25 protein-coding genes are annotated in these 22,646 nt (G+C 74.0%); 17 read left to right on the top strand and 8 right to left on the bottom strand.

From position 1 onward, the window contains the following. Positions 1–19: 19 nt before the first annotated feature. Entirely contained in the window at positions 20–3,289 is a 3,270-nt protein-coding gene (locus VK501_RS09490) for an ATP-dependent DNA helicase (RefSeq protein ID WP_324336978.1), read from the bottom strand. Positions 3,290–3,309: 20 nt separating this feature from the next. Here VK501_RS09490 and VK501_RS09485 point away from each other — a divergent pair, with 20 nt between their 5' ends. The 4 genes from VK501_RS09485 to VK501_RS09470 all read left to right on the top strand — a co-directional run bounded on the left by VK501_RS09485 (position 3,310) and on the right by VK501_RS09470 (position 7,284). After that, complete coding sequence (locus VK501_RS09485; protein ID WP_324336976.1) at positions 3,310–4,158, top strand: inositol monophosphatase family protein; 849 nt, start codon at positions 3,310–3,312, stop codon at positions 4,156–4,158. Positions 4,159–4,161: 3 nt separating this feature from the next. Further along, positions 4,162–5,190, top strand: coding sequence for a zinc-dependent metalloprotease (locus VK501_RS09480; protein WP_324336974.1), 1,029 nt, complete (start codon positions 4,162–4,164; stop codon positions 5,188–5,190). Between the two features lie 218 nt (positions 5,191–5,408). Further along, positions 5,409–5,993 carry a hypothetical protein gene (locus VK501_RS09475; RefSeq protein WP_324336972.1) on the top strand — a complete coding sequence of 195 codons (585 nt, stop codon included), beginning with the start codon at positions 5,409–5,411 and terminating at the stop codon, positions 5,991–5,993. A gap of 130 nt (positions 5,994–6,123) precedes the next feature. Then, positions 6,124–7,284 carry an Mrp/NBP35 family ATP-binding protein gene (locus VK501_RS09470; protein ID WP_324336969.1) on the top strand — a complete coding sequence of 387 codons (1,161 nt, stop codon included), beginning with the start codon at positions 6,124–6,126 and terminating at the stop codon, positions 7,282–7,284. A gap of 39 nt (positions 7,285–7,323) precedes the next feature. Here the strand turns inward: VK501_RS09470 and VK501_RS09465 are convergent, their stop codons facing one another. Both VK501_RS09465 and VK501_RS09460 read right to left on the bottom strand, forming a co-directional pair. Then, positions 7,324–7,716 (bottom strand): carbonic anhydrase, encoded by a 393-nt coding sequence (locus VK501_RS09465; RefSeq protein ID WP_324336967.1) that lies wholly within the window; start codon positions 7,714–7,716, stop codon positions 7,324–7,326. 108 nt (positions 7,717–7,824) lie between these two features. Continuing rightward, positions 7,825–8,091: a ferredoxin family protein gene (locus tag VK501_RS09460; protein ID WP_324336965.1), complete on the bottom strand. Its 267-nt coding sequence runs from the start codon at positions 8,089–8,091 to the stop codon at positions 7,825–7,827. Between the two features lie 224 nt (positions 8,092–8,315). On the opposite strand from VK501_RS09460, the gene VK501_RS09455 reads away from it, so the two are divergent. Genes VK501_RS09455 through VK501_RS09445 form a run of 3 tightly spaced genes read left to right on the top strand, consistent with a single transcriptional unit; the run spans position 8,316 to position 9,883 of the window. Continuing rightward, a complete protein-coding gene (locus VK501_RS09455) occupies positions 8,316–8,471 on the top strand; it encodes a hypothetical protein (RefSeq protein ID WP_324336963.1) in 156 nt (51 codons plus the stop codon). Between the two features lie 33 nt (positions 8,472–8,504). Further along, a complete protein-coding gene (locus VK501_RS09450) occupies positions 8,505–9,401 on the top strand; it encodes an NAD(P)H-binding protein (protein WP_324336961.1) in 897 nt (298 codons plus the stop codon). A gap of 5 nt (positions 9,402–9,406) precedes the next feature. After that, positions 9,407–9,883: a hypothetical protein gene (locus VK501_RS09445; protein WP_324336959.1), complete on the top strand. Its 477-nt coding sequence runs from the start codon at positions 9,407–9,409 to the stop codon at positions 9,881–9,883. Positions 9,884–9,975: 92 nt separating this feature from the next. On the opposite strand, the gene VK501_RS09440 is transcribed toward VK501_RS09445, so the two are convergent. Beyond that, positions 9,976–11,412, bottom strand: a complete 1,437-nt coding sequence (locus VK501_RS09440) for an amidase (protein ID WP_324336957.1) — start codon at positions 11,410–11,412, stop codon at positions 9,976–9,978. Positions 11,413–11,479: 67 nt separating this feature from the next. On the opposite strand from VK501_RS09440, the gene VK501_RS09435 reads away from it, so the two are divergent. The 5 genes from VK501_RS09435 (at position 11,480) to VK501_RS09415 (ending at position 15,788) form a co-directional block, all read left to right on the top strand. Continuing rightward, a complete protein-coding gene (locus VK501_RS09435; RefSeq protein WP_324336955.1) occupies positions 11,480–12,106 on the top strand; it encodes a CGNR zinc finger domain-containing protein in 627 nt (208 codons plus the stop codon). Positions 12,107–12,122: 16 nt separating this feature from the next. Further along, positions 12,123–13,220 carry a citrate synthase 2 gene (locus VK501_RS09430; protein ID WP_324336953.1) on the top strand — a complete coding sequence of 366 codons (1,098 nt, stop codon included), beginning with the start codon at positions 12,123–12,125 and terminating at the stop codon, positions 13,218–13,220. Between the two features lie 212 nt (positions 13,221–13,432). Continuing rightward, entirely contained in the window at positions 13,433–13,753 is a 321-nt protein-coding gene (locus VK501_RS09425; protein WP_324336951.1) for a winged helix-turn-helix domain-containing protein, read from the top strand. Positions 13,754–13,833: 80 nt separating this feature from the next. Further along, positions 13,834–15,168: a cytochrome P450 gene (locus tag VK501_RS09420; RefSeq protein WP_324336949.1), complete on the top strand. Its 1,335-nt coding sequence runs from the start codon at positions 13,834–13,836 to the stop codon at positions 15,166–15,168. Further along, entirely contained in the window at positions 15,165–15,788 is a 624-nt protein-coding gene (locus VK501_RS09415) for a TetR/AcrR family transcriptional regulator (protein ID WP_324336947.1), read from the top strand. The genes VK501_RS09420 and VK501_RS09415 overlap by 4 nt, the downstream gene beginning before the upstream one ends. On the opposite strand, the gene VK501_RS09410 is transcribed toward VK501_RS09415, so the two are convergent. After that, entirely contained in the window at positions 15,748–16,200 is a 453-nt protein-coding gene (locus VK501_RS09410; RefSeq protein ID WP_324336945.1) for a MarR family winged helix-turn-helix transcriptional regulator, read from the bottom strand. The genes VK501_RS09415 and VK501_RS09410 overlap by 41 nt on opposite strands. 83 nt (positions 16,201–16,283) lie before the next feature. Between VK501_RS09410 and VK501_RS09405 the strand changes: the two genes are divergently transcribed. From VK501_RS09405 to VK501_RS09395, 3 genes are read left to right on the top strand one after another with little or no spacing between them, the layout of a single operon-like run. After that, positions 16,284–17,279: an ATP-binding cassette domain-containing protein gene (locus tag VK501_RS09405; RefSeq protein ID WP_324336943.1), complete on the top strand. Its 996-nt coding sequence runs from the start codon at positions 16,284–16,286 to the stop codon at positions 17,277–17,279. Then, the gene (locus VK501_RS09400) at positions 17,276–18,052 is read left to right on the top strand and encodes an ABC transporter permease (RefSeq protein WP_324336941.1); all 777 of its coding nucleotides are present in this window, start codon (positions 17,276–17,278) and stop codon (positions 18,050–18,052) included. Before VK501_RS09405 ends, VK501_RS09400 begins: the two co-directional genes overlap by 4 nt. Then, complete coding sequence (locus VK501_RS09395; RefSeq protein WP_324336939.1) at positions 18,049–18,828, top strand: ABC transporter permease; 780 nt, start codon at positions 18,049–18,051, stop codon at positions 18,826–18,828. The genes VK501_RS09400 and VK501_RS09395 overlap by 4 nt, the downstream gene beginning before the upstream one ends. Positions 18,829–19,357: 529 nt before the next feature. On the opposite strand, the gene VK501_RS09390 is transcribed toward VK501_RS09395, so the two are convergent. Beyond that, positions 19,358–20,077, bottom strand: a complete 720-nt coding sequence (locus VK501_RS09390; protein WP_324336937.1) for an MOSC domain-containing protein — start codon at positions 20,075–20,077, stop codon at positions 19,358–19,360. A 20-nt stretch (positions 20,078–20,097) separates the two neighbouring features. Between VK501_RS09390 and VK501_RS09385 the strand changes: the two genes are divergently transcribed. Beyond that, a complete protein-coding gene (locus VK501_RS09385; protein WP_324336935.1) occupies positions 20,098–20,949 on the top strand; it encodes an SDR family oxidoreductase in 852 nt (283 codons plus the stop codon). A gap of 51 nt (positions 20,950–21,000) precedes the next feature. After that, positions 21,001–21,450: a hypothetical protein gene (locus tag VK501_RS09380; RefSeq protein WP_324336933.1), complete on the top strand. Its 450-nt coding sequence runs from the start codon at positions 21,001–21,003 to the stop codon at positions 21,448–21,450. Positions 21,451–21,559: 109 nt separating this feature from the next. Here the strand turns inward: VK501_RS09380 and VK501_RS09375 are convergent, their stop codons facing one another. Then, complete coding sequence (locus VK501_RS09375; protein ID WP_324336931.1) at positions 21,560–21,943, bottom strand: cupin domain-containing protein; 384 nt, start codon at positions 21,941–21,943, stop codon at positions 21,560–21,562. A 91-nt stretch (positions 21,944–22,034) separates the two neighbouring features. Beyond that, positions 22,035–22,646: TCP-1/cpn60 chaperonin family protein (locus tag VK501_RS09370; protein ID WP_324336930.1), on the bottom strand; the 612-nt coding region annotated here is incomplete at its 5' end.

Here is a 22,646-nt window from a genome sequence, read left to right as displayed (position 1 = left end):
CCTCTGGGCCAATGTTCCCCTAGCGCTCGGCGGCCGGGCAGGCGATCCGGTAGTCGCAGATGGAGCAGGCAGCGTAGGACGGCGTCGGCTCGAAGCCCTGGCCCAAGATGCCGTCGGCCACCTCGCGGACCGTCTCGGCGATCCACTCGGCGTCGTTGGCGTCGTCGGGCAGCGGGACCTTCTGGTCGTCCAACACGTACAGGTAGGACTGCTGCGACGGGCCCTCGAGTCCCCAGGCGCTTGCGGCGGCGACCGCGTACAGCGCGAGCTGCACGTCGTCGCGCAGTTGCGCCGGCGTCTTCGGGCGCCCCGTCTTGTAGTCGATCAGCTCGTAGCGGCCGTCGGCCATCTTGTCGACGCGGTCGACCCGGCCGCGCAGCGTGTGCGGGCCGATCTTGAAGTTGAAGGACTTCTCGAACCACAGCGGCTCGGCGTCGTCGGCCTGGAAGCGCTCGTGGTAGCGCTTCAGCGCGTTCTCGGCCTTGACGTGCAGCTGGCGCTCCTCGTCGGTCGGCCCGAAGCCGCTGCGCCGCCAGCCGGCCTCCAGCAGCCCCAGCAGCTCGTCGACCGACTGGCCGCCCGACTGGTGGTAGCGCTCGAGCACCTGGTGGACGACGATGCCGAACCGCTGGTTGATCGTCGGCTCCTGCGGCACGCGGAAGACCCGCGCGAACTTGTACTTCAACGGGCACGTCCGGTAGGTCTCGATGTCGGACGCCGACAGCGCGAGGCCGTCGCCGCGGCGCGGCAGGAACGGCGCGAGCGACGGCTCGTGGCGGGCGGCGGTCGCGGTGGCGCGCACGCCGGCGTCGCGCTCGGCGCCGAGCAGCACGTCGTCCAGCGACGACGTCTGCAGGATCTCGCGCTGCTGGCCGGTGGCGGCGTGCAGGATCGCGGCGTTGATGCCGGGCAGCGCGTCGGCGACATGCTGGCCGTCGGGCCGCGCATGCAGGGCGGCGAGCTTCAGGAGCTCGAGGTAGCGCGTGACGCCGTGGGCGACGTCGAGGTCGGTGTCGAGCCGCAGCTCGCCCAGCCGGGCGCCGATCTGCTGGACGTCGGACAGCAGCTCGTCGCGCAGCTGGCCGATCGCCGCGTGCAGCGCCTCGTCGGGCCCGAAGAGCTGCTCGTCGAGGTCCTCCCACTCGAAGCCGAGCGCCGCGCGCGCCTCTTCGATGAACGGTGAGGGATGCTGCGGAGCGCCGCGCTCGGAGTGCGCGGCGAAGGACAGCACGAGCCCCTCGCGGGTCCGCGTCATCGCCACGTGCAGCACGCGCCGCATCTCGGCCAGGTGCTCCTCGCGCGACTCGGTGGCGACGCCGAGGTGCAAGTCCTCCAACAAGCCCGCGGGGATCGGCTCGATCAGCTGGCGCCGAGCGCCCGGCATCCGCGACGACTGCAGCCCGCACACGAAGACGTGGTCGAACTCGAGGCCCTTGGCGGCGTGCATCGGCAGCACCGCGACGGCGTCCTCGCGGGGCTGGCTCTCGTCGTCGTCCTCGGCGTCGTGCATGCCGCCGGCCTCGGCGACCGCCGCCAGCCAGCCCGCGAACTCGCGCGGCGTCGCCTGCGGCGCCCGCCGCACGTACGACGCCGCCAGCTCGCCCACGTGCGCCAGCGAGACGAGCCGCTCGACGACGTCGGCCTGCGCGGCGAAGACCTGCTGGCGGCGCAGGCCGAGGCGCTCGATCAGCCGGTGGACGAAGAGGTCTGGCCGCGTCGTGTCCAGCGCCGCGGCGGCCTGGCGGTGCAGCTTGAGGAACGCCAGCACGCGCTCGCGCGCCTCCGGCGGCAGCTGCGGCGACTCGGTGGCGGCGCCGAGCGCCGACACCATGTCGAGCTTGCGGCGGCGCGCGATCTGGATGCAGCGCGCGAGGTCGACGCCGTGCAGCTCGATCGGCGGCCGCGACAGCGCGCGCACCACGGCGCCCGCGTCGCTCGGGTTGACCAGCAGCCGCAGCCACGCCAGCACGTCGCGCACCTCGGCCTGGCCGAAGAACGCCGCGGCGCCGGCGAGCCGGTACGGGACTGCGCGCTCCTCCAGCGCGACGGCCAGCTCCTGGCCCTCGGAGCGCACCGACCGCACGAGCACGCCGATCCGCCCGGGCGGGGTGCCCTCGCGTACGAGCCGCTCGATCGCGGTGGCGACGCCCTGCGCCTGCGCGCGCTCGTTGGCGCAGCGCCAGAGGCGCACGTCGCCGGGCGTGCCCGAGCCGACGAAGTCCGTCCCGACCCAGCCCTCGTCGAGGCGGTCGGCGATCGGCGCGACCACGGCCTCGGCGGCGACGAGCACGCGATCGGGGCAGCGCAGGCTGCGCTCCAGGCGCATGACCTCGACCGGTCGTCCGCCGATCGGCGCGCTCAGCAGCGCTCGCAGCCGCAGCGCGATCGCGCGCGGCTCGCCGACGGCCTGGTCGTCGTCGGCGGTGGCCATGAGGTCGCCGTGGTCGGCGGCCAGCAGCGTGAGCACGCGCGCCTGGGCGGGGGTGGCGTCCTCGAGGTCGTCGACGAGCACGTGGCGCCAGCGGCCGGCGACCCGCGCGCGGACGTGCGGGCGCTGCTCCAGCAGCTCCTGCGTCCGGAGCACGAGCTCGCCGAAGTCGAGCAGCCCGTGGCCGAGCAGCAGGCGGTCGTGGGCCTGGAACAGGCCGGCGAACTCGCGCTCGCGCTCGGCGCGCTCGTCGCCGTCGGGCAGCGCGGCGGCCCATTCGGCGAAGGCGCGGGCGCGCACGCCCGCCTCCTTCAGGCGGTCGATGCGCGCGATCACGCCGCCGAGCACGGCGGCCGGGCGGCCGCGCAGGTCGTGGCGGCGCAGCACGAGGTCGTCGACGCGGTCGAGCAGGAGCGCGAGCCGGTCGGCGGGCGACGCGGTCACCGCGAACGGGTCGATCCCGGCCTCCAGCGCCTCGTCGCGCAGCAGGCGCGCGCACATCGCGTGGATCGGGAGGACCGGCAGCTCCTCGAACGGACGGTCGCCGAGGGCGTCCTCGACCCGGGCGCGCAGCGCGTCGGCCGCGCTCGCCGTGCGCGTCAGCAGCAGGATCGCCTCGGGCGCCGTCCCCTGCGCGACGAGGTGCGCGAAGCGCTCGACCAGCGTCTGCGTCCGGCCGCTGCCGGCGCCGCCGAGCACGAGCAGCGGCCCGCCGCGGTGCGTGACGGCCCGCGCCTGGTCGGGCGTCAGGTCCCCTTCGCGGCCCCGGAGCACCGGTGCGACCGGGCCGCCGGCGGGCAGGGGATCGCGCCCGCTGCGAAGGCGGTCCTCGTGCGTGATCGCACCGGGGGAAGCGGGCACGACCCTAGGATATGGCCCTCATGACGTCCCATCAGGCGCTGGAACACGATTGGCTCGGCGCCTGCCGCCGGGCGGCCGAGGGACTCAGGGCGGTGCTGCGCGATCACCCGACCAGCAGGGAGCGCATCGTCGAGACCGGCGTGACCGGTGAGGGCGGCGATCGCACGCTCGTCATCGACGCCGAGGCGGAGGAGCGCGTCTTCACCGAGCTGGAGCGCCTGCACGACGAGGGCGCCCGGTTCACGGCCGTCTCGGAGGAGCGCGGGACCGTCGACTTCGGCGCGCCGGACGTGCTCGTGGTCATCGATCCCATCGACGGGTCGCTGAACGCCAAGCGCGGCCTGCCGCACCACGCGCTGTCGGTCGCCGTGTCCGCCGGGCCGCGCATGAGCGACGTCGTCTTCGGCTTCGTCTACGACCTCGGGCCGGGCGAGGAGTGGCGGGCGACGCTCGGCGAGGGCGCCCGCCTCAACGACGTCCGGATCACCCACCCGCCGCCGGAGCGCAAGACGTCCGACGGCCGCTTCGAGCTGCTGGCCGTCGAGTCTGCGGACCCTCGCTGGCTGGCGCTGGCCTCCGACGACCTCGTCGCCGCGACGCGCCGGATCCGCGCGATGGGCTCGATCGCCGTCTCGATGTGCCAGGTAGCCGCCACCCGCGTGGACGCCATGGCGTCGCTGGCCCGCACCCGCGCCGTCGACTGCGCGGCGTCGCAGCTGATCGTCCGCGAGTCCGGCGGCCACGTGGCCTTCGCGGGCTGCCCCGACGGACCGCTCGGCGCGCCGCTGGACCTCGAGCCGCACTATCCCGTCCTCGCCGCGCGCACCCCGGAGTCGCTGGAGCGCCTGCTGGCGCTTCCGGCGGTCTGAGCCGTGCAGGTCGACTGGGATCTCGCCGCGCGGATCGCGCGCAGCGCCGCGGGCGAGGCGCCGCCGTCGGTCGCGCCCGCCGGGCTGCCCGAGCGCGCCGAGGCGGCTCGCGAGCAGATCGTCGCCGCGACCGGCCTCGTGCCGACGAGCGCGCTGCCGCCGGCGGAGTGGATCGACCGGGGGGCGTGGATCGACGCGAACCTCGCGACGATGCGCACGACGCTCGCGCCGATCCTCGGCGGGGCGATCGCCTCGGCGGGGCCCGCGGCGCTGCAGGCCGCCGGCGGCGCGGTGGTCGCGGCGGAGCTCGGCGGCATTCTCGGGCTCTTCGCCCGGCGCGTGCTGGGCCAGTACGAGCTGAGCCTCACGGACCCCGAGGCGCCGCCGCGGCTGCTGCTCGTCGGTCCCAACCTCGACCGCGCCGCGACGGAGCTGGGCGCGCCGCGCGAGGAGGTCGTGACCTGGGTGACGCTGCACGAGGTCACCCACGCCGTGCAGTTCGGCTCCGTGCCGTGGCTGCGCCCGCGCCTCGGCGGGGCGCTGCAGGAGCTGCTGGGCGCGCTGGACGCCAAGCCCGACCCGCGCGCGCTGCTGAGCCTCGGTATGGACGATCTCAAGGCGCTGGCCGAGTCGGTGCGCGAGGGCGGGCTGCTCGGCGCGGTGATGGGCGCCGAGCGCAAGGCGCTGCTGGACCAGGTGCAGGGGACGATGGGCCTCGTGGAGGGCCACGCGGAGTGGGCGATGGACCGCGCGGGCTCCGAGGTGCTCGACGACGTCGACGGCCTCCGCGCGGCGATGGACCGCCGGCGCGAGGACCGCGCGCCGCTGCTGCGCATCCTCGACCGCCTGCTCGGCTTCGACCTCAAGCTCAAGCAGTACGCGCAGGGGCGGGCGTTCTGCGACGCCGTCGTGCTCGCCCGCGGCGACGCCGGCCTGCGCGACGCCTGGGCCGCCGCCGAGCTCGCGCCGACGTCGGCCGAGCTGGCGAACCCGCAGGCCTGGCTGCTGCGCACCTCGCCAGCCGCGGCCTGAGCCAACCTAAGGGGACAGTCCCCCACCCGTTCGGGGAGGGGACTGTCCCCTTCGGTGTGCGGCGAGGTGCGTCGTTCGCCCCGAAAGTGTTGCGAACCCGTGTTCGGAATGTAACCGCGTGGGCGGTCGGGTTTACAAACGTGTGTTCGCTGGTACGCTGAAGGCGAACAACGACTTAGATCTAACTTCCTTAGACCGACCGAGGAGCCGAGACCCAGATGGCCACGAACGCCACCACCGCCCGCAAGACCAACGCCACGAAGCGCTCGACCGCCGCCAAGAAGGCCGCGCAGACGCGCTCGGCCAACCAGGCCGCCGAGGCCCGCAGCCGCACGACGGCCGCCCGGAAGGCCGCCGAGACGCGCCGCGAGCTCGCCAAGACGCCCGTCGATCGTGTCCAGGAGTACGCCGAGCGCGCCGCGCTCGTGCAGCTGGGCGCCGCCCTTGTGGCCCGTGACGCCGTCAGCGACGCCGTCGAGGCCGTCCGCGGCACGCTGGGCTCGCGCGACCAGGCCGAGAAGGAGCTCCAGGTCCGCCGCCGTCGCCTCGAGGCCGAGCTGAAGCGCTTCGAGCGCCGTGGCAGCACCGCCCGCACCCGCATCGAGCGCGAGGCCAAGAAGACCCGGACGCGCGTCCAGCGCGACCTCAAGGCCCGCCGCAGCGAGCTGACCAAGCAGACCAAGGGCATCACAACGCAGGCCGACTACGTCACCTCGCGCGTCGAGAACCTCCTGCAGACGGGCATCACGGCCGGCCAGAAGGCCGCCACCACCGTCCAGGAGCGCGTCGCCTCCGTGGTCTAGGACCGCGGGAGCCACCAAGACTCTCCTGTCCCGCGACGGGCCGCCTCCGGGCGGCCCGTCCGTGCGTTCAGGGCCCCGCCGGCCCGCAGACGCCAACGAGGACGCACGCGCGTTTGCGACAATGGAGCACATGGCCATCCCCACCCGCGACGCTCTCCTCCAGTCGCTGACCGCCGTCATCGATCCCGAGCTGCGCGAGAACATCGTCGAGCTCGGCATGGTGCGCTCGATCGAGATCGCCGACGACGGCGCCGTCGCGATCACCGTGTCGCTCACGACGGCGGGCTGCCCGATCCGCAACCACTTCCAGACGGCCGTCGTCAAGGCCGCCCAGGAGGCCGGCGCGACCAAGGTCAGCGTCGCCTTCGACGTCCTCTCCGACAACGAGAAGGGCGCCCTGCAGAAGAAGCTCGGCCGCAGCGGCAACCTGCCCAGCGGTGCGCTCGCCCAGGTCCAGAACGTCGTCTGCGTCGGCTCCGGCAAGGGCGGCGTCGGCAAGTCGACGCTGACCTCCAACCTCGCCGCCGCGCTCGCGGCCGACGGCAAGAAGGTCGGCATCCTCGACGCCGATGTCTGGGGCTATTCGATCCCGCGCATGTTCGGCCTCGGCGGCGACCGCCCGCCGGTCTCGCCCGAGCGCAAGATCCTCCCGCTGGAGGCCCACGGCGTGAAGATCATGTCGATCGGCTTCTTCGTGCAGGAGGACAGCGCCGTCGTGTGGCGCGGCCCGATGCTCCACAAGGCGCTGACGCAGTTCCTCGAGGACGTCGACTGGGGCGAGCTCGACTTCCTGCTCGTCGACCTGCCCCCGGGCACCGGCGACGTGTCGATGACGCTCGCCCAGCTGCTGCCCGACGCGAAGTTCCTGCTCGTCACCACGCCGCAGCCGACCGCTCAGAAGGTCGCGCGCCGCGCCGCTGAGATGGCCCACAAGGTGCAGCTCGAGATCGCCGGCGTCGTGGAGAACATGTCGGTCTTCACCACGCCGTCGGGCGAGCGCTTCCCGATCTTCGGCGAGGGCGGCGGCCAGGAGCTCGCCGACGAGCTCGACGTGCCGCTGCTCGGCAAGGTGCCGCTGACGATGCCGCTGCGCGAGCAGGCCGACGCCGGCGCGCCGCTGGTCGGCACCGACCCCGACGACCCGGCGGCCCAGGCGATCCGCCAGGCCGCCCGCGGCCTGATCGCGCTCATGCCGGTCGAGCTGCCCGTGCTGAGCGCCGCGCCGACGCCGGCCATCGAGGTCATCCCGGCGGCCGCGCCGTCGGGGATGAGCCTCCCCATGGCGGGCTAGGACACCCGCCCCGCCCCCGCCGCGCCCGCCTGCGCGAGGTCAGACGACCTCGCGCAGCCGTCCGGTCTCGACGTCGTAGACGAAGCCGCGCACCGCGTCGCGGTGCGGGAGGAACGGGCTGGAGCGGATGCGCGCGATCGAGCTGCGCACGTCGGCGTCGAGGTCGGTGAACGCCTCGGCGACCCACGCCGGCTTGATGCCGGTCTCCTCCAGCAGCTCGCGGCGGAACTCGTCCTCGGTGAAGGTGAGCATGCCGCAGTCGGTGTGGTGCACGAGCACCACCTCGCGGGTCCCGAGCTTGCGCTGCGAGATCGCCAGCGAGCGGATGACGTCGTCGGTGGCGACGCCGCCCGCGTTGCGGATCAGGTGGGCGTCGCCGGGCGCGAGGCCGAGGATGCCGAAGAGGTCCAGGCGCGCGTCCATGCACGCCACGACCGCGATCTTGCGGGCCGGCCGGGGCGTGTGGAGGGGGTCGGAGAAGGCGGCGGACCACTCCGCCGCCTTCGCGACCAGCGCATCGGTGACCGACTGGGGCGTCGGTCAGCCCTTGTTCTTGAAGTAGTCCGCGTTGATCTGCACGAAGCTGCTCCACTCCTCGGGCACCTGGTCCTCGGCGAAGCACGCGTCGACCGGGCAGGCCTCGACGCAGGCATCGCAGTCGATGCACTCCTCGGGGTCGATGTACAGCATCTCGACCTTGTCGTAGTCGGGCTCGTCTGGGGTCGGGTGGATGCAGTCGACCGGGCAGACCTCGACGCAGGAGTTGTCCTTGGTGCCGATGCAGGGCTCGGTGATCACGTACGCCATAAAGAAACGGGTCCTCGTGCGGGTTCGACGGGAGGTGAGCGCGGCATTCTGCCAAAGCCCGCGTCCCGAGGGTCGCGGGGGCCATCTGCGGCCCTCGTGCACAGCTTCGCAGGTGGTTCCAGGTCGGAAGCGTGGCAGTAGGTCCGTCTGGGGGAGATTTCTCCCCCAATACGTCACACTGCGTCGCGGCTGAGGGTGACGTGACGTTCGACCCTGGAGTGACCATGGCAACAGCGACGACGACGCCCGACATCGAGACGCTCGACCAACCCCGCCGGCGCGGGGTGTCCGGTCGTGCGGTGCGGCGGACCGCGTGGATCGCCCTCGACCTGCTCGCGATCGGCGGGTTCTCGGTCTACGCCCTGCAGGCGCTGACCTGAGCTGACCCCGGCGCGGGCTAGTCTCCGCGCCCGATGCTGCTGCTCACCGGCGCCACCGGCCTCGTCGGCTCAGCGCTGCTGCGCCGCCTGACGGCTGCGCGGATCCCCGTGCGCTGCCTGGTCCGCGACCCGCGGCGCCTGGGCGCCGAGCGCGTCCGCGTCCAGATCGCGCTGGGCGACCTCGCCGATCCGCCGTCGTTTCGCAACGCGCTGCGCGGCGTGACCACCGTCGTGCACCTCGCGGCCGCGATTCGCGACCAGCCGCGCGGCTCGATCGAGGAGCTCAACGGCATCGCGACGTGGCGCATGGTCCAGGCGGCCGAGCGGGCGGGTGTGCAGCGCTTCGTGTTCTTCAGCGCCCTGTCGGCCAGCGCGCACGACCGCACGCGCTTCCTGCGGGCCAAGGCGCTGGCCGAGCAGGCCGTCACGGCCTCCGACCTCGAGCACGTCGTCGTCGCCCCGTCGATCGTCTACGCGCCCGGCGACGCCTTCATGACGCTCCTCGGCCGCCTCGCGCTGCTGCCCGCCGTGCCGGTCAGCGGGCGCGGCCGGGCGACCTACCAGCCGATCTGGGCGCAGGACGTCGCCGAATGCGTGATGGCGCTGCTGGCGCAGGACGGCGCGTCGACGCAGGCGCGCTACGAGCTGGTCGGGCCCGAGACGCTGACCTACACGGAGATCACCGAGCGGCTGCTGCGCGCCGCCGGCCGGCCCCGGCCGCTGGTCCACGTGCCGACCGCGATCGTCTCTCGCGTGCTGCGCGCGACCGAGGCGATCCTGAAGTCCAAGGCGCCGGCGACCTGGGACGAGGCCGAGCTCATGGAGGTCTCCATGGTGACCGCCGCGGGCACCGCCGACGCCCGCCGATTGGGCGTCGATCCGCAGCGGATGGACGCCGTCCTGCGCCGAGCTGCTACCCGTACGGGGTGATGTCGTTGACTTCTTCCCTGTCCACGCCGCGTCTGGCGGCCGTCCTTGCGGTCCTCGCGCTGGGTGCCGGCGGCGGTGCGGCCGCCGGCTGCGGGGGCGGGTCCCAGCCGTCCGGCGACGTGAGCGCGAACACCATCGCCACGGTCGCGCCCGACCCGAGCGCGACCCAGACGGTTCCGACCGACACGGTGCCGACGACGACGTCGACGGTTCCCTCGTCGACCACGCCGCCGGCGACGGCGCCCGCGACGACGCCGCAGACCGGCACGAGCACCGCCACGACGCCGTCGCAGACGACCACGACGCCGCCCGCCACCGGCGGCCACGCGGCACCCGACACCAGCACGACCACCACCGCGACGACGCCAGGCTCCGCCGCCGCGCAGGACCCGGACTGCCGCCCCGGCACGGGCCCCGGGCAGGCCGACCCGCAGTGCGAGCCGACCTCGGGCCCCGACGCGCAGGACGAGGACCCGCGTTAGGGGTGCCGTAGGCGGCCAGCGAGGCCGAGGCCCACGACGGCCGGCCGTCGCCGCCGGAGGTGGGTCCCCAGTCGCGATAGCGACACAGGCTCCTAGAGCGTCGGCCGGCGCTCCGCCCAGGGGTGGGCGGCCTCGAGCTGGGCGGCGAGCGCCAGCAGCGCGCCCTCCTCGGCGGGCTGGCCGATGAGCTGCACGGCGAGCGGCAGGCCGTCCTCGCGCTCGTAGAGCGGCAGCGAGATCGCCGGCTGGCCGCTGATGTTGCAGGGCGGGGTGAACGGGGTGAAGCTCGCCGACCGGGTGAAGGCGCCCATCGGGTCGTCCTCGTCGAGCGGGTTCAGCGTGCCCAGCGGCAGCGGCGCCTCGGCCAGCGTCGGGGTCAGCAGCGCGTCGTACTGCGCGACCCAGGTGACCAGCTGGCGGCCGACGCCGTGCAGCTGGAACTCGGCCAGCTGCGAATCGATCGAGTTGATGGACTTGCACAAGCCGAACAGCGCCCAGCTCAGCGGCTCCATGTCCTCGGCGGTGGCCTCGCGTCCGGCGATCATCTCGGCCAACCGGATCTGGGTGCACACGGCCGGCCCGAACGAGGCCGTGAAGACGCGCGACAGCTCCTCCTGGGCCCACGGCGGATCGGCCTCGACGACCTCGTGGCCGAGCGACTCGAGCAGCGCGGCGGCGTCCTGCACGGCCTGCCGCGAGGCCGGGTCGACGGGCGCCCCCGGCACCGGCGAGAGCGTCGACATCGCGATCCGCAGCCGCTTGGGCCGACGGCCGGCGGCCTCGGCGAACGGCTCGGCCGGCGGCGGCGCCCAGGTCATGTCGCCCAGCGTCGGGCCCGAGAGCAGGTCGAGCACCTCCGCCGTCTCGCGCACTGTCCGCGTGAGGACGCCGTCGGAGACGAGGAACGAATGGCCGACCTCGGGGGCGAGGGAGATCCGGCCGCGCTGCGGCTTGAGCCCGACCAGGCCGCAGCAGGCGGCCGGGATGCGCGTCGAGCCGCCGCCGTCGTTGGCGTGGGCGATCGGGACCATGCCCGCGGCGACCGCCGCGGCCGAGCCGCCGGACGAGCCGCCGGGCGTGCGCGACTGGTCCCAGGGATTGCGCGTCGGGCCGAAGCGGCGCGTCTCGGTCGTCGGCAGGATGCCCCACTCCGGCAGCGTCGTCGTGCCGACGATCACGAAGCCCGCGGCCTTCAGCCGCGCCACCACGTGGTGGTCGTAGGGGGCGATGAAGTCGCCGGCGAGGTCGGAGCCGAACGTCAGCCGGCGGCCCTCCACCGGGCGGTTGTTCTTGATGGCGATCGGCACGCCCGCGAACGGGCGCGGGTCGTCGGGGCCGATCGCGCCGGCCTCGGCGAGCGCGTCCTCGCCGAAGACGTCGACGAACGCGTTGATGGAGGGGTTGAGCTCCGCGATGCGGTCCAGCGACTCGCCGACGAGCTCGCGGGCGGTCAGCTCGCCCGACCGCACCAGCGCGGCGAGCTCGTGGACGGGATGGAACAGCAGATCGGCGCCGGCGGCGGTGGACATCGGCGGAACCTACCCGCCGCGGCCGGCCGGTGCGAGGCGTAACCCCATGGCCCGGTATCATGTGGTTATGCCCGATCGCGACCTCCCGGAGGACCTCGTCCTCCCGCTCGCCACCGGCGAGCCGTGGTGGTACTGGTCGGGCGGACGTCCCGCGGTCGACTTCGTCAACACGCAGCGCGAGCGCTGGCGCCGTGGCGTCGAGACGCTGATCACGCCGGCCGACCTCAGCGCGTGGCTCGTCCAGGCGCACGTCATGGACGAGCCCGCAGCGGTCTCGCAGGCGGTCCTCGCGCAGGCCCGCGACCTGCGGGAGGCGATCGACGCGCTGCTCGTCGCCACGATCGAGGACCGGGCCGCACCGGTCGCCGCCGTGACGCTCGTCGACGACTGGCTGGTCTTCGCCGGCGTGCGCCCGCAGCTCGTGCCCGACGCCGCCGGTGGCGTGCCGCGGCTCACCGAGCGCGCGGCCGCCGACTCGCCGCGCCGCGCGCTGGGCATGATCGCGCTCGACGCGGCGACGATGCTCGGCACCGAGCAGCGCTCGCGCGTCCGCATCTGCGCGTCGGAGACCTGCAGCGGCCGCTTCTTCGACCGGTCGCCCGCCGGCCGGCGCCGCTGGTGCTCGATGCGCACCTGCGGCAACGAGGCCAAGGCGCGGCGGCACCGCCAACGACTTCGCAAGACCTTCCATTGAGACGACAGGAGCGAGCATGACCAACGTGATCGAAGGGGTGCAGTCCGGGCTGGAGGGCGTGGTCGCGTTCGCGACGGAGATCGCCGAGCCCGACAAGGAGGGCGGCGCGCTTCGGTATCGCGGCGTCGACATCGAGGACCTCGTCGGCAGCGTCCCCTACGAGAAGGTCTGGGGCCTGCTCGTCGACGGCAGCTTCGCGCCGGGGCTCGCGCCCGCCGAGCAGCACCCGCTGACGATCCGCTCCGGCGATCCGCGCGTCGACGTCCAGGCCGCGATCGCGGCGCTGGCCCCCGAGTGGGGCCTGCAGCAGCTCATCGACATCTCCGACGAGCAGGCGCGCAACGACCTGGCGCGCGCCTCGGCCATGGCGCTGAGCTTCGTGGCCCAGAGCGCACGCGGGCTCGGCAAGCCCTGGGTGCCGCAGGCCACGATCGACGAGGGCCGCACGCTGGCCGAGCGGTTCCTCATCCGCTGGCGTGGCGAGGCGCACCCCGATCACGCCAAGGCCATCGACGCCTACTGGATCTCCGCCGCCGAGCACGGCATGAACGCCTCGACCTTCACCGCGCGCGTCGTCGCGTCCACCGGCGCCGACGTCGCCGCCGCGCTGTCGAGCGCCGTCGGCGCGCTGAGCGGCCCGCTGCACGGCGGCGCGCCGTCGCGCGTGCTGAAGATGCTCGACGAGGTCGCCGCCCTCGGCGACGCCGACACGTGGGTCAAGGACGCGCTGGACCGCGGCGAGCGCCTGATGGGCTTCGGCCACCGCGTCTACCGCGCCGAGGACCCGCGGGCGCGCGTCCTGCGCCGCACGGCCCGCGACATCGGCTCGGCTCGCTTCGCCGTCGCGGAGGCGCTCGAGCAGGCCGCGCTCGCCGAGCTGAAGGCCCGCCGTCCCGATCGCGTGCTGGCCACGAACGTCGAGTTCTGGTCGGCCGTCGTGCTCGACACCGCCGAGGTTCCGCCGGCGCTCTTCACCTCGATGTTCACCGCGGCGCGCGTGGCCGGATGGTCGGCGCACATCCTGGAGCAGAAGCGCGAGGGACGGCTGATCCGGCCGACCGCCGAGTACGTCGGGCCCAGCCCGCGACCCGTCTCCGACGTGGCCGGCGTCTGAGCCGGAAGGCCCCCTGAACGCACCAACGCCCCGGGGAGGGCCCGGGGCGCTGGGTCATGCGGAAGGTGCGCGTCGATGGTCGCGCACGACGTACCGTAATGGAATACGGTGTCGTGTGCAAATCATCGCGCCTGTGTCTAGGAAACATGGCGCAACGGACTCCGGCGCCGTAATCCCGCCGGGCCCTCCCGGTCCCCTAATGTCGCCCGTTCGTGGACCATCGTCGTGGGGAGCGTTTGGGGTCGCTGCTGGCCGAGATCCGGCATCCAATCCGGCTGCCCATCCTGCTCGCGCTGGCCGACGAGCAGCTCAGCCCGTCCCAGCTGGCCGACCGCCTCGGAGTCCCGCTGGACACCGTGGTCTACGCCGTCCGGGCGCTGCACCGAGCGGGGCTGATCGAGCTCGTGCGGGTCGAGCCGGCGGGCGTCGGCGAGAACACGGTCCGGCGCGTCTACCGCTCGCTGCGGCCCGACTGGCACCGCGTCGCCGAGGTCCTGGACGACTTCGTGCCGCCCGAGCCGCCCGCCGCGTAGCGCCGCGCCGCGCCGCCTAGCGCCGCGCCGCCCCGGCGCGTTGGCATTCCGGTCGGTATCCGGATACCGTCCGGTACGCCATGAGCGCCACCACCGCCCCGCTGCCGCGTCTGGCCCGCCGCGTCCCGCTGCCGCCGGGCCCGCGCATGCCGCGCGTGGTGCAGACGGTCGGCTGGCTGAGCCGCCCGTACCAGTTCGTCGAGCGTGCCCGCGAGCGCTACGGCGACGTGTTCACAATGAAGATCGGGCGCGACACCTTCGTCGTGCTGTCGGACCCGGAGGACATCAAGCAGGTCTTCACCGGCGACCCGGCGATCTTCCACGCCGGGGCGGCGAACGTCATCCTGCTGCCGTTCCTGGGGCACAAGTCGGTCCTGCTGCTCGACGGCGCCGCGCACCTGGGTCAGCGCAAGCTGCTGCTGCCGCCGTTTCACGGTGAGAAGATGCGCCGCCACGTGGGGCTGATGCAGGAGATCGCCGAGCGCGAGGTCGCGACCTGGCCGGTGGACGAGCCGTTCGCCGTCCATCCGCGGATGCAGGACCTCACGCTCGAGGTGATCATGCGGATCGTCTTCGGCGTCGACGAGGGCGACCCGCGGCTGGCGACGCTGCGCCGCCACCTGCGCGGGTTCCTGGACTCGACGGTCGATCCCGCCGAGATGCGCAAGCTCCTGGTCTACGGGCCCGAGCGCGCGGACCGCCGGCGCATCTTCGCCTCCGTCCTGGATCCGGTCGACGCGGTGATCGCCGACGTCATCGCCGACCACCGCCGCCGCGACGACCTCGCCGACCGCGACGACGTGCTGTCGATGCTGCTGCTCGCCCGCCACGAGGACGGCAGCGAGATGGACGGCACGGAGCTGCGCGACGAGCTCGTCACGCTCCTGGTCGCCGGCCACGAGACGACGGCGACGGCCCTGGCCTGGGCGCTGGAGCGGCTCACGCGCCACCCGGCCGCGCTGCAGCGGCTGACCGAGGAGACGCGCGCGGGCGGCGAGGAGTACGTCGACGCCGTGATCCGCGAGACGCTGCGGCTGCGGCCGGTGCTGCCGTTCGTCGGGCGCAAGCTCGCGCAGCCGCAGACGATCGGCGGCTGGGACCTGCCCGCCGGGGCGCGCGTCGCGCCGTCGATCCACCTCGTCCACCGCCGGCCCGACCTCTACCCCGACCCGGCGGCGTTCCGCCCGGAGCGCTGGCTCGGCGTGCGAGCCAACCCGTACACCTACCTGCCGTTCGGCGGCGGGGTGCGCCGCTGCCTGGGCGCGAGCTTCGCCGAGACCGAGATGCGCGCCGTCCTGGGCGCGATCGTCGCCAACGTGTCGCTGCGCCCGGCGCGGCCGGAGTCCGAGCGGGTAGGCCGGCGGGTCATCACGTTGGTTCCGGCCCGCGGCGCTGAGATCATCGCCAGCCGGTGACCGAGCGACTCACGCGCAAGCAGCGCCAGGAGCACACGCGCCACTGCCTCCTCGAGGCGGCCGCGCGCGTCTTCGCGCGCCGCGGCCTGGTCCAGGCCTCGGTCGACGAGGTCGCCGCCGACGCCGGCTACACCAAGGGGGCGGTGTACGCGAACTTCGGCTCCAAGGAGGAGCTGTTCCTGGAGATGCTCGACGCGCGCTTCGCCCGGCGCCTGGCCGACATGGACCGCGCGCTGTCGACCGACGAGCCGCCCGAGGCGCAGGCGCGCGCGGCCGGCCGCGACTTCGTCGACTACCTCAGCGGCGACCCAGAGTGGGCGCGCCTGTTCTTCGAGGCCGCGCTCTACGCCGCGCGCGAGGAGGGGTTCCGCACCGAGCTGCAGTCGCGCTACGCGGCGATGCGGAGCAGGATGGCCGCGGTGCTGCGCGCGCGCAGCGAGGCCGGCGGCTTCGACCCCGGCCTCCCGTTCGACCAGCTCGCGGCGATGATCTTCGCCATGGCCAACGGCGTGGCCTTCGAGCGGTTCGTCGAGCCCGACGCGGTGCCCGACGACCTCTTCGCCTCGATGCTCGAACTGTTCACGCTCGGCGCGGCGAGCCGGCAGCCGCGACCTTCCTGAGCAGGTCGCGCAGGCGCCGCGCCTCGGCCGGCGACAGCGCGGCGAAGCCGTCGGGCGGCTCCTCGAGGCGCTCGCGCACGCGGTCGCGCAGCGCGATCCCCGCGTCGGTGAGCACGAGGTGGCGGATGCGGCGGTCGTGCGGGGCGGGCCGACGCTCGACCAGCCCGCGCGCGGCGAGGCGGTCGATCAGGCCGGTGACGTTGGAGGCGTCGCAGCGCAGGACGCCGGCGAGGTTGCTCATCGGCGCGGGCTCGCCGGGGGTGAGCGCCTGGAGCGCGAACAGCTGCGGCGGGGAGAGCCCGGCCTCGGCGGCGACGGCCACCATGCGCCCGCGCTGGGCCATCGCGAGGGTGCGCATCGCCGTCCAGGCCTCGACGGCCTCGGGCGTGAGGTGTCCCGCGGTCGTGTCCACGCCGCGATGGTACCCGGACCGGCCTCCGGTCATTTGCATGAAAAACGATTGACAAGATCAATCGTCTTTGCCAGGGTCGAAGCATGACCACCGACAACGGGATCGAGGTCCGCGGCCTGGTTCGAGCATTCAAAGGCGGCATCCGCGCGGTCGACGGCATCGACCTCGACGTGCGGCCCGGCGAGATCTACGGCTTCCTCGGGCCCAACGGCGCCGGCAAGTCCACGACCGTCCACGTGCTCACGACGCTCCTGCCGCCGACGGCGGGCACCGCGCGGGTCGCCGGGTTCGACGTCGCGACCGACGGACCGGCCGTGCGCCGCCGCATCGGCGCGGCGCTGCAGGAGGCGGCGCTGGACGCGTTCCTCACGGGTCGTGAGCACTTCGATCTCCAGGGCGGTCTGCACGGGCTGTCGCGGGCCGACCGCGCGGCGCGCGCCGACGAGCTGCTCGCGCGCGTCGGGCTCACCGAGGCGGCCGACCGCAAGGTCGGCGGCTACTCGGGCGGCATGAAGCGCCGGCTCGACCTCGCGCTCGCGCTCGTGCATCGCCCGACGATCCTCTTCCTCGACGAGCCCACCACGGGCCTGGACCCGCAGAGCCGCAGCGCGCTGTGGGAGGAGGTCGGGCGGCTGGCCGCCGACGACGGCGTGACGGTCTTCCTCACGACGCAGTACCTGGAGGAGGCCGACGTCCTGGCCGACCGCGTCGGGATCATCGACCGCGGCAAGCTGGTCGCCGAGGGCACGCCCGAGGCGCTGAAGGGCGAGATCGGCGTCTCGACGGTCGAGGCGACGCCGGCCGACCCGGGCCGGCGCGACGACGCGGCGGCCGTGCTCAGCCGCTTCGGCGAGCCCGCCGCGGCGTCGCCCAAGGGCGTGGCCGTGCGGCTGGCCGGCGGCGCGGAGGCGCTGGCCGAGATCGTCCGCGCGCTGGACGCCGCGGACGTGGTGGTGTCGCACCTCGACCTGCACCAGCCGTCGCTGGACGACGTCTTCCTGGCCAAGACGGGGCGCTCGCTGGAGGGCGCCGGCGCGGCGGCCGACGCCGATCCGGACGCCGAGGCGGTGCCCGCGTGAACGAGCTGCTCACCGAGATCGGCCTGCTCAGCCGGCGCTCCGTGCGCCGCACGCTGCGCCAGCCGGCGCTCATCGTGCCGACGATCGTCTTCCCGCTGTTCCTGCTGGCCGTCAACGCCAGCGGCCTGGACTCCGCGACGAAGATCCCCGGCTTCCCGACCGCCAGCTACCTCGACTTCGCGATCACCGTGCCGTTCATGCAGGGCGCGCTGTTCGCGTCCACCACCGCCGGCACCGAGATCGCCAACGACATCGAGACCGGGTTCCTGAACCGGCTGCAGCTCACCCCGCTGCGCGGCGCGGCGATCCTGATCGGGCAGATGGCGGGCGCGGTGCTGCTCGCGCTGATCGGCGCGGTCATCTACCTCGCGGTGGGGCTGCTGGCCGGCGTCACGATCGCGGCGGGCGTCGGCGGCGCGCTGCTCCTGCTCGTGCTCGCCGTGATCGTCGCGATCGCCTTCGCCTCGATCGGCGCGCTGCTGGCCACGCGGACCGGCTCGTCGCAGGCGGTACAGGGGATGTTCCCGCTCATCTTCGTGCTGTTCTTCCTGTCGTCGATGAGCATGCCGCGCAACCTCATCGGCGTCGACTGGTTCCGGACCGTGGCGACGTGGAACCCGATCTCCTACCTCGTCGAGGGCCTGCGCTCGCTGGTGATCACCGGATGGGACGGCCCGGCCCTGGCCAAGGGCTTCGGCGCCGCGCTGGCGATCACCGTGCTGGCCGGGGCGGCGGCCTCGGCGTCGCTGCGGACGAGGATGGCGCGCACATGACGGCCCTGGCCTCCACGTTGCACGTCGCCGGCGCGATCATGCGGCGCAGCGCCAAGTACACCTTCAAGAACCCCGCGTTGCTGATCCCGTCGCTGCTGTTTCCGCTGATCTTCCTGATCGGGTTCGCGGGCGGCCTGTCGAGCGTCGGCGACGTCCCGGGCTTCGACTTCCCGTCGGGCTACACGGCGTTCCAGTACGTCTTCGTGTTCCTGCAGGCGGCAGCGTTCGGCGGCGTCTTCAGCGGGTTCGGCATCGCGATGGACTTCGAGAGCGGCTTCGCGCGGCGGATCATGATGGCCTCGCCGCACCGCTTCGGGATGATCGTCGGCTACCTGGGCTCGGCGCTGGTGCGCTTCGCCGTGACCGGCGTGGTCGTGACAGTCGCCGCGCTGATCGGCGGGATGCAGGTCGACGGTTCGGGGGTCGACCTCGTCGGCCTCTTCGGGCTGGCGCTGATCGTCAACGTCGCGGCGACGCTGTGGGCCGCCGGGCTGGCGATGCGCGCGCGGACCGTGCAGGCCGGGCCCGCGATGCAGATCCCGATCTTCCTGATCCTGTTCCTGGCGCCGGTGTACGTGCCGCTCGACCTGCTGCAGGGCTGGATCGAGGGCGTCGCGTCCTGGAACCCGGTCACCGCGATCGTCGAGGCCGGGCGCGGCTTCATCTCCGGCGCGCCCGAGCACGTGGCGCTGGCCTTCGCCTGCGCGATCGGCCTGGCCGCCGTCCTGATGGCGTGGGCGCTGACGGGCCTTCGGCGTGCGGAGCGGGAGGTGTAGGGAGCGCTCGGGGCGGCGCGGCGCCCGCGGGCGGAGCGGTGACCTACGACGAGCTCGCGGCCGCGCTCTGAGGGGGGACGGTCGTGGGAGGCGCGTCGGCGTCCGTGGCGTTCAGCTCGGGCGTGGTCGCGGCGCGGGACGTGGTTCGGGGGCGATGACGAGTGAGTACGAGGGACCTCTCCGCGCCCGGGGCCTGCCGCCACAGCCGCTTGGAGGGGTGGGCCTGTCTGGCGCGGTGTGGCCGCGTCGTACGGGCCCACCCCGGCGCGGAGCGCGGCCGTGCCCCGAACCCTGCCGTTCACGCCCGAACGACCCGGCCCCCGGGCGCCCCGCGGCAGACCGACGGCGCCCGGGGCGATACGGACCCCCGTCGTCATCGCCCACCTCCAACGCCGGCGGCGCCCCGAGCGCGCGCGCTGGACGCCACGAGAGACGCCCCCAACGCCCAACGCCCAGCGCCGGCCCGGGGCTCAAGTCGGCGTCGCAGATCCCGCCCCGGCCAGCCCCGCCCGCATCGCCACCACCACGTCTACAACAACTCCACCGCGTCGCCCACCGCCACGCGGCCCGTGGCGCGCATGCGGGCGTTGATGCCGAAGAGGCCGCCGTGCTCGCGTGTCAGCCAGCGCAGGATCTCGGGGTCCTTGGCGGTCGTGTCTGGGTCGCGCGTCGGGATGACGCAGCGCTCGCACGGATGCAGGAGCTGCAGCTCGCAGTCGCCGACGCGCAGGCGCCGGCCCTCCCAGGACTCCTCCGCGTAGGGGTCGGCGTCGAGCTCCAGATGGATGTTGGTGCGGAACCGGCGGAGGTCCAGCGGCCGGCCGAGCGCGGCCGACACCGCGTCGAGCGTCGCCTGGGTGGTGACCAGGACGGAGTTGCCGAGGTCCTGCATCAGGCCGAGGTTGCGCCGCAGCACGATCTCGCGGCCGAGATCGGCCGACAGCGCCTGCGGCAGGCCGGGATCGTCCCACGTGAACGCCGCGCCGTCAGGCGCCACGATGCGCGGCAGCGGGACGTCGTCGGGGTGCAGGGCGTCGCCGGGCAGGCCGTCGTAGCGGGCGGCCCAGCGCAGCATCCCGGGCGCCTGGCGCACGGTGAGCTGCCGGGGCCGGCCCTTGTGCGCGTCGAACAGCGCGTGGGCGCGGTCGCCCGCGACGCCGCGGGGATCGAGGCGCAGCGCGCCGGCCGGCTCCCCGGCGAGGGACTTGACCGGCCAGCGGTGCAGCGAGGCGACGGTTCCGGCAGGCACGGCAATATCGTAGGCCCCGCGTGGTCAAGCTCCTCGTCACCGGCGCCGCCGGCTACCTCGGCCGTGCCGTGGCCGAGCGTGGCGCCGCCGATGGCTGGGAGGTCGTCGGGACCCACCATCGCCACGCGCCCAGCGGGGTGCGCTCGTTCGCCCTCGACGTGCGCGACGCCGGCGCGGTCGCTGCGCTGGTGCTCGCCGAGGCGCCCGCCGCGGTGATCCACACCGCCTACCGGCAGCACGGCGAGGCCGCCCGCGCCGTCAACGTGGACGGCGCCGCGCACGTCGCCGCCGCAGCGCACGCCGCCGGCGCCCGGCTGGTCCACGTCTCCTCCGACGCGATCTTCGCCGGCGTCGCGGGACGTCCGCTGCGCGAGGAGGACCCGCCCGATCCCGTCACGCCGTACGGGGCGACGAAGGCCGACGCCGAGCCCGCCGTGCTCGCCGCCCATCCGGGCGCGGTCCTGGCGCGCACGTCGCTCATCTACGGCGGACCCGGCGTCGAGCCCTCGCCCCACGAGGAGCTCGCGCTCGCGGCGGCTCGCGGCGAGCGCGAGGTCGCGTTCTTCACCGACGAGGTCCGGTCGCCGGTCCAGGTCGGCGACCTGGCGACGGCGCTCGTGGAGCTCGCGGGCATGACGACGGACGCCGGCCCGCTGCACGTCGGCGGCGCCGACCCCGTCAGCCGGCTGGAATTCGCCCGGCTGATCGTCGCCGCCCGCGGCGACGATCAGCACAGGATCGCCCTGGTCGGGGGCCCGGCGCCGCCCGGCCGGCCGCGCCACTGCCCGCTGGACAGCAGCCGGGCGCAGCGCCTCCTGCACGTCCGCCTGCGCGGCGTGCGCGAGGTGCTGCAGCCGCGCTCGCCGGGCTGACACCCGGCGGGGCGGTCGGGTCCGATATCACGTTCTGCGACGATGGAGTCCATGTCCGAGCACGACGAGGGACCGATGACCATCGACGCCGATGCGCTCCTGGGCACACGCGCCGTGGAGGCCGGTGTGCAGGCCTTGGCGGCCCGCAACCAGCACCACCTGTCGAGCATGGCGCCGGAGGAGCAGGCCGAGGCCGCCAACCACTGGCGCGAGCTCGCCGTCGAGGTGCTCAGCGCCACGCGCGAGGCGCTCTCGCCCGCCACCGGCGCCCTCCCCGACGAGGGCACGGGCCGCGCCGTCATCGTCCTGGAGGACTCCGGCGGCGACGAGGTCAACGTGCACGTGACCTTCGCCCCGCAGCTCGAGGAGCTGCCCGACGGCTCGATCGCCGGCACGCCGGCGCAGCTGGCCGCCATGTCGATCCTCGAGTCGATCAGCGGCGAGGAGGACCCGAACGGCCACGGCCACTCGCACGAGCCCGGCCACGGGCACGAGCACTAGGGGTGCCGTAGGCGGCCAGCGAGGCCGAGGCCCACGATGGCCAGCCGTCGCCGCCGGAGGTGGGTCCCCAGTCGCGATAGCGACACAGTCTCCTAGCCCCGGAGGGCGTCTAGCTCCAGAAGTCCTCCTTGAGGATCTCGCCGTCGCTCTCGTGATGGGGGCCGAAGGCGAGGTACTCGAGGCCGGAGTCGCCGGCCTCCAGCGCCCGGGCGACGCCGGGCGCGATCCGGATCGCGTCGAGCGGTCCCACGTCGGCGATCTCGTCGTCGAGCTTGATCCGCCCGGTGCCCGACAGGATCACGTAGATCTCCTCGGCCTGGTCGTGGCGATGGGCGAACGCCGACCGCTGGCCCGGCTTGACCCGCATGAGCGAGAGCCCGGTCTGCTCGGCGTCCAGGTCGCGCCAGCAGAAGCGCGCCTCCTGCACGGCGTCGAAGCCGAACTTGGGCGCCATGTCGGTGCTCTCGCGCAGGTTCTTGATCGTGTGGCTCATGGCGCGAGCGTACCCACCAAGCGCAGAAGGGCCCGGCGCGAACGCCGGGCCCTTCGCACACTGCTGATGTTGCGGAGCGCGTGAGCGCTGGTTACATCATCCCGCTCATGTCGGGCATCCCGCCGCCGCCGCCGGCGTCCTTGTCCGGGATCTCCGCGACGATCGCCTCGGTGGTGAGGATGTTCTTCGCGATCGACGCTGCGTTCTGCAGCGCGGAGCGCGTGACCATCGCCGGGTCGATGACGCCGGCCGAGACGAGGTCGACGATCTCACCGGTGGCGGCGTTCAGGCCGAAGCCCTTCTTCGCCTTGCGGACGTCGGCCACGACGACCGAGCCCTCGAGGCCGGCGTTCTCCGCGATCTGGCGGAGGGGCTCCTCGAGCGAGCGCAGGATGATGCGCGCGCCGGTGCGCTCGTCCTCGTCCTCGATGGCATCGGCGTTGACGCCGCTGGACGCCTGCAGCAGCGCGACGCCGCCGCCGGGCACGATGCCCTCCTCGAGGGCCGCGCGGGTCGCCTGGAGGGCGTCCTCGACGCGGTGCTTCTTCTCCTTCATCTCCGTCTCGGTCGCTGCGCCGACCTTCACGACGGCGACGCCGCCGGAGAGCTTGGCGAGGCGCTCCTGGAGCTTCTCGCGATCGAAGTCGGAGTCGGTGTTCTCGACCTCGGCCTTGATCTGGTTGATGCGGCCCTTGATGGCGTC

Source organism: Baekduia sp., from assembly GCF_035318805.1.
Lineage (GTDB): Bacteria > Actinomycetota > Thermoleophilia > Solirubrobacterales > Solirubrobacteraceae > Baekduia.
Note: the sequence above shows the minus strand (reverse complement) of the source record. Positions and strands in the feature narration are given on the sequence as shown.

Coding starts and splice junctions, on each gene's coding strand:
- VK501_RS09485 (WP_324336976.1), top strand. CDS start 3,310: ATGACGTCCCATCAGGCGCTGGAACACGATTGGCTCGGCGCCTGCCGC.
- VK501_RS09475 (WP_324336972.1), top strand. CDS start 5,409: ATGGCCACGAACGCCACCACCGCCCGCAAGACCAACGCCACGAAGCGC.
- VK501_RS09470 (WP_324336969.1), top strand. CDS start 6,124: ATGGCCATCCCCACCCGCGACGCTCTCCTCCAGTCGCTGACCGCCGTC.
- VK501_RS09460 (WP_324336965.1), bottom strand. CDS start 8,091: ATGGCGTACGTGATCACCGAGCCCTGCATCGGCACCAAGGACAACTCC.
- VK501_RS09455 (WP_324336963.1), top strand. CDS start 8,316: ATGGCAACAGCGACGACGACGCCCGACATCGAGACGCTCGACCAACCC.
- VK501_RS09450 (WP_324336961.1), top strand. CDS start 8,505: ATGCTGCTGCTCACCGGCGCCACCGGCCTCGTCGGCTCAGCGCTGCTG.
- VK501_RS09440 (WP_324336957.1), bottom strand. CDS start 11,412: ATGTCCACCGCCGCCGGCGCCGATCTGCTGTTCCATCCCGTCCACGAG.
- VK501_RS09435 (WP_324336955.1), top strand. CDS start 11,480: ATGCCCGATCGCGACCTCCCGGAGGACCTCGTCCTCCCGCTCGCCACC.
- VK501_RS09430 (WP_324336953.1), top strand. CDS start 12,123: ATGACCAACGTGATCGAAGGGGTGCAGTCCGGGCTGGAGGGCGTGGTC.
- VK501_RS09420 (WP_324336949.1), top strand. CDS start 13,834: ATGAGCGCCACCACCGCCCCGCTGCCGCGTCTGGCCCGCCGCGTCCCG.
- VK501_RS09405 (WP_324336943.1), top strand. CDS start 16,284: ATGACCACCGACAACGGGATCGAGGTCCGCGGCCTGGTTCGAGCATTC.
- VK501_RS09395 (WP_324336939.1), top strand. CDS start 18,049: ATGACGGCCCTGGCCTCCACGTTGCACGTCGCCGGCGCGATCATGCGG.
- VK501_RS09380 (WP_324336933.1), top strand. CDS start 21,001: ATGTCCGAGCACGACGAGGGACCGATGACCATCGACGCCGATGCGCTC.
- VK501_RS09375 (WP_324336931.1), bottom strand. CDS start 21,943: ATGAGCCACACGATCAAGAACCTGCGCGAGAGCACCGACATGGCGCCC.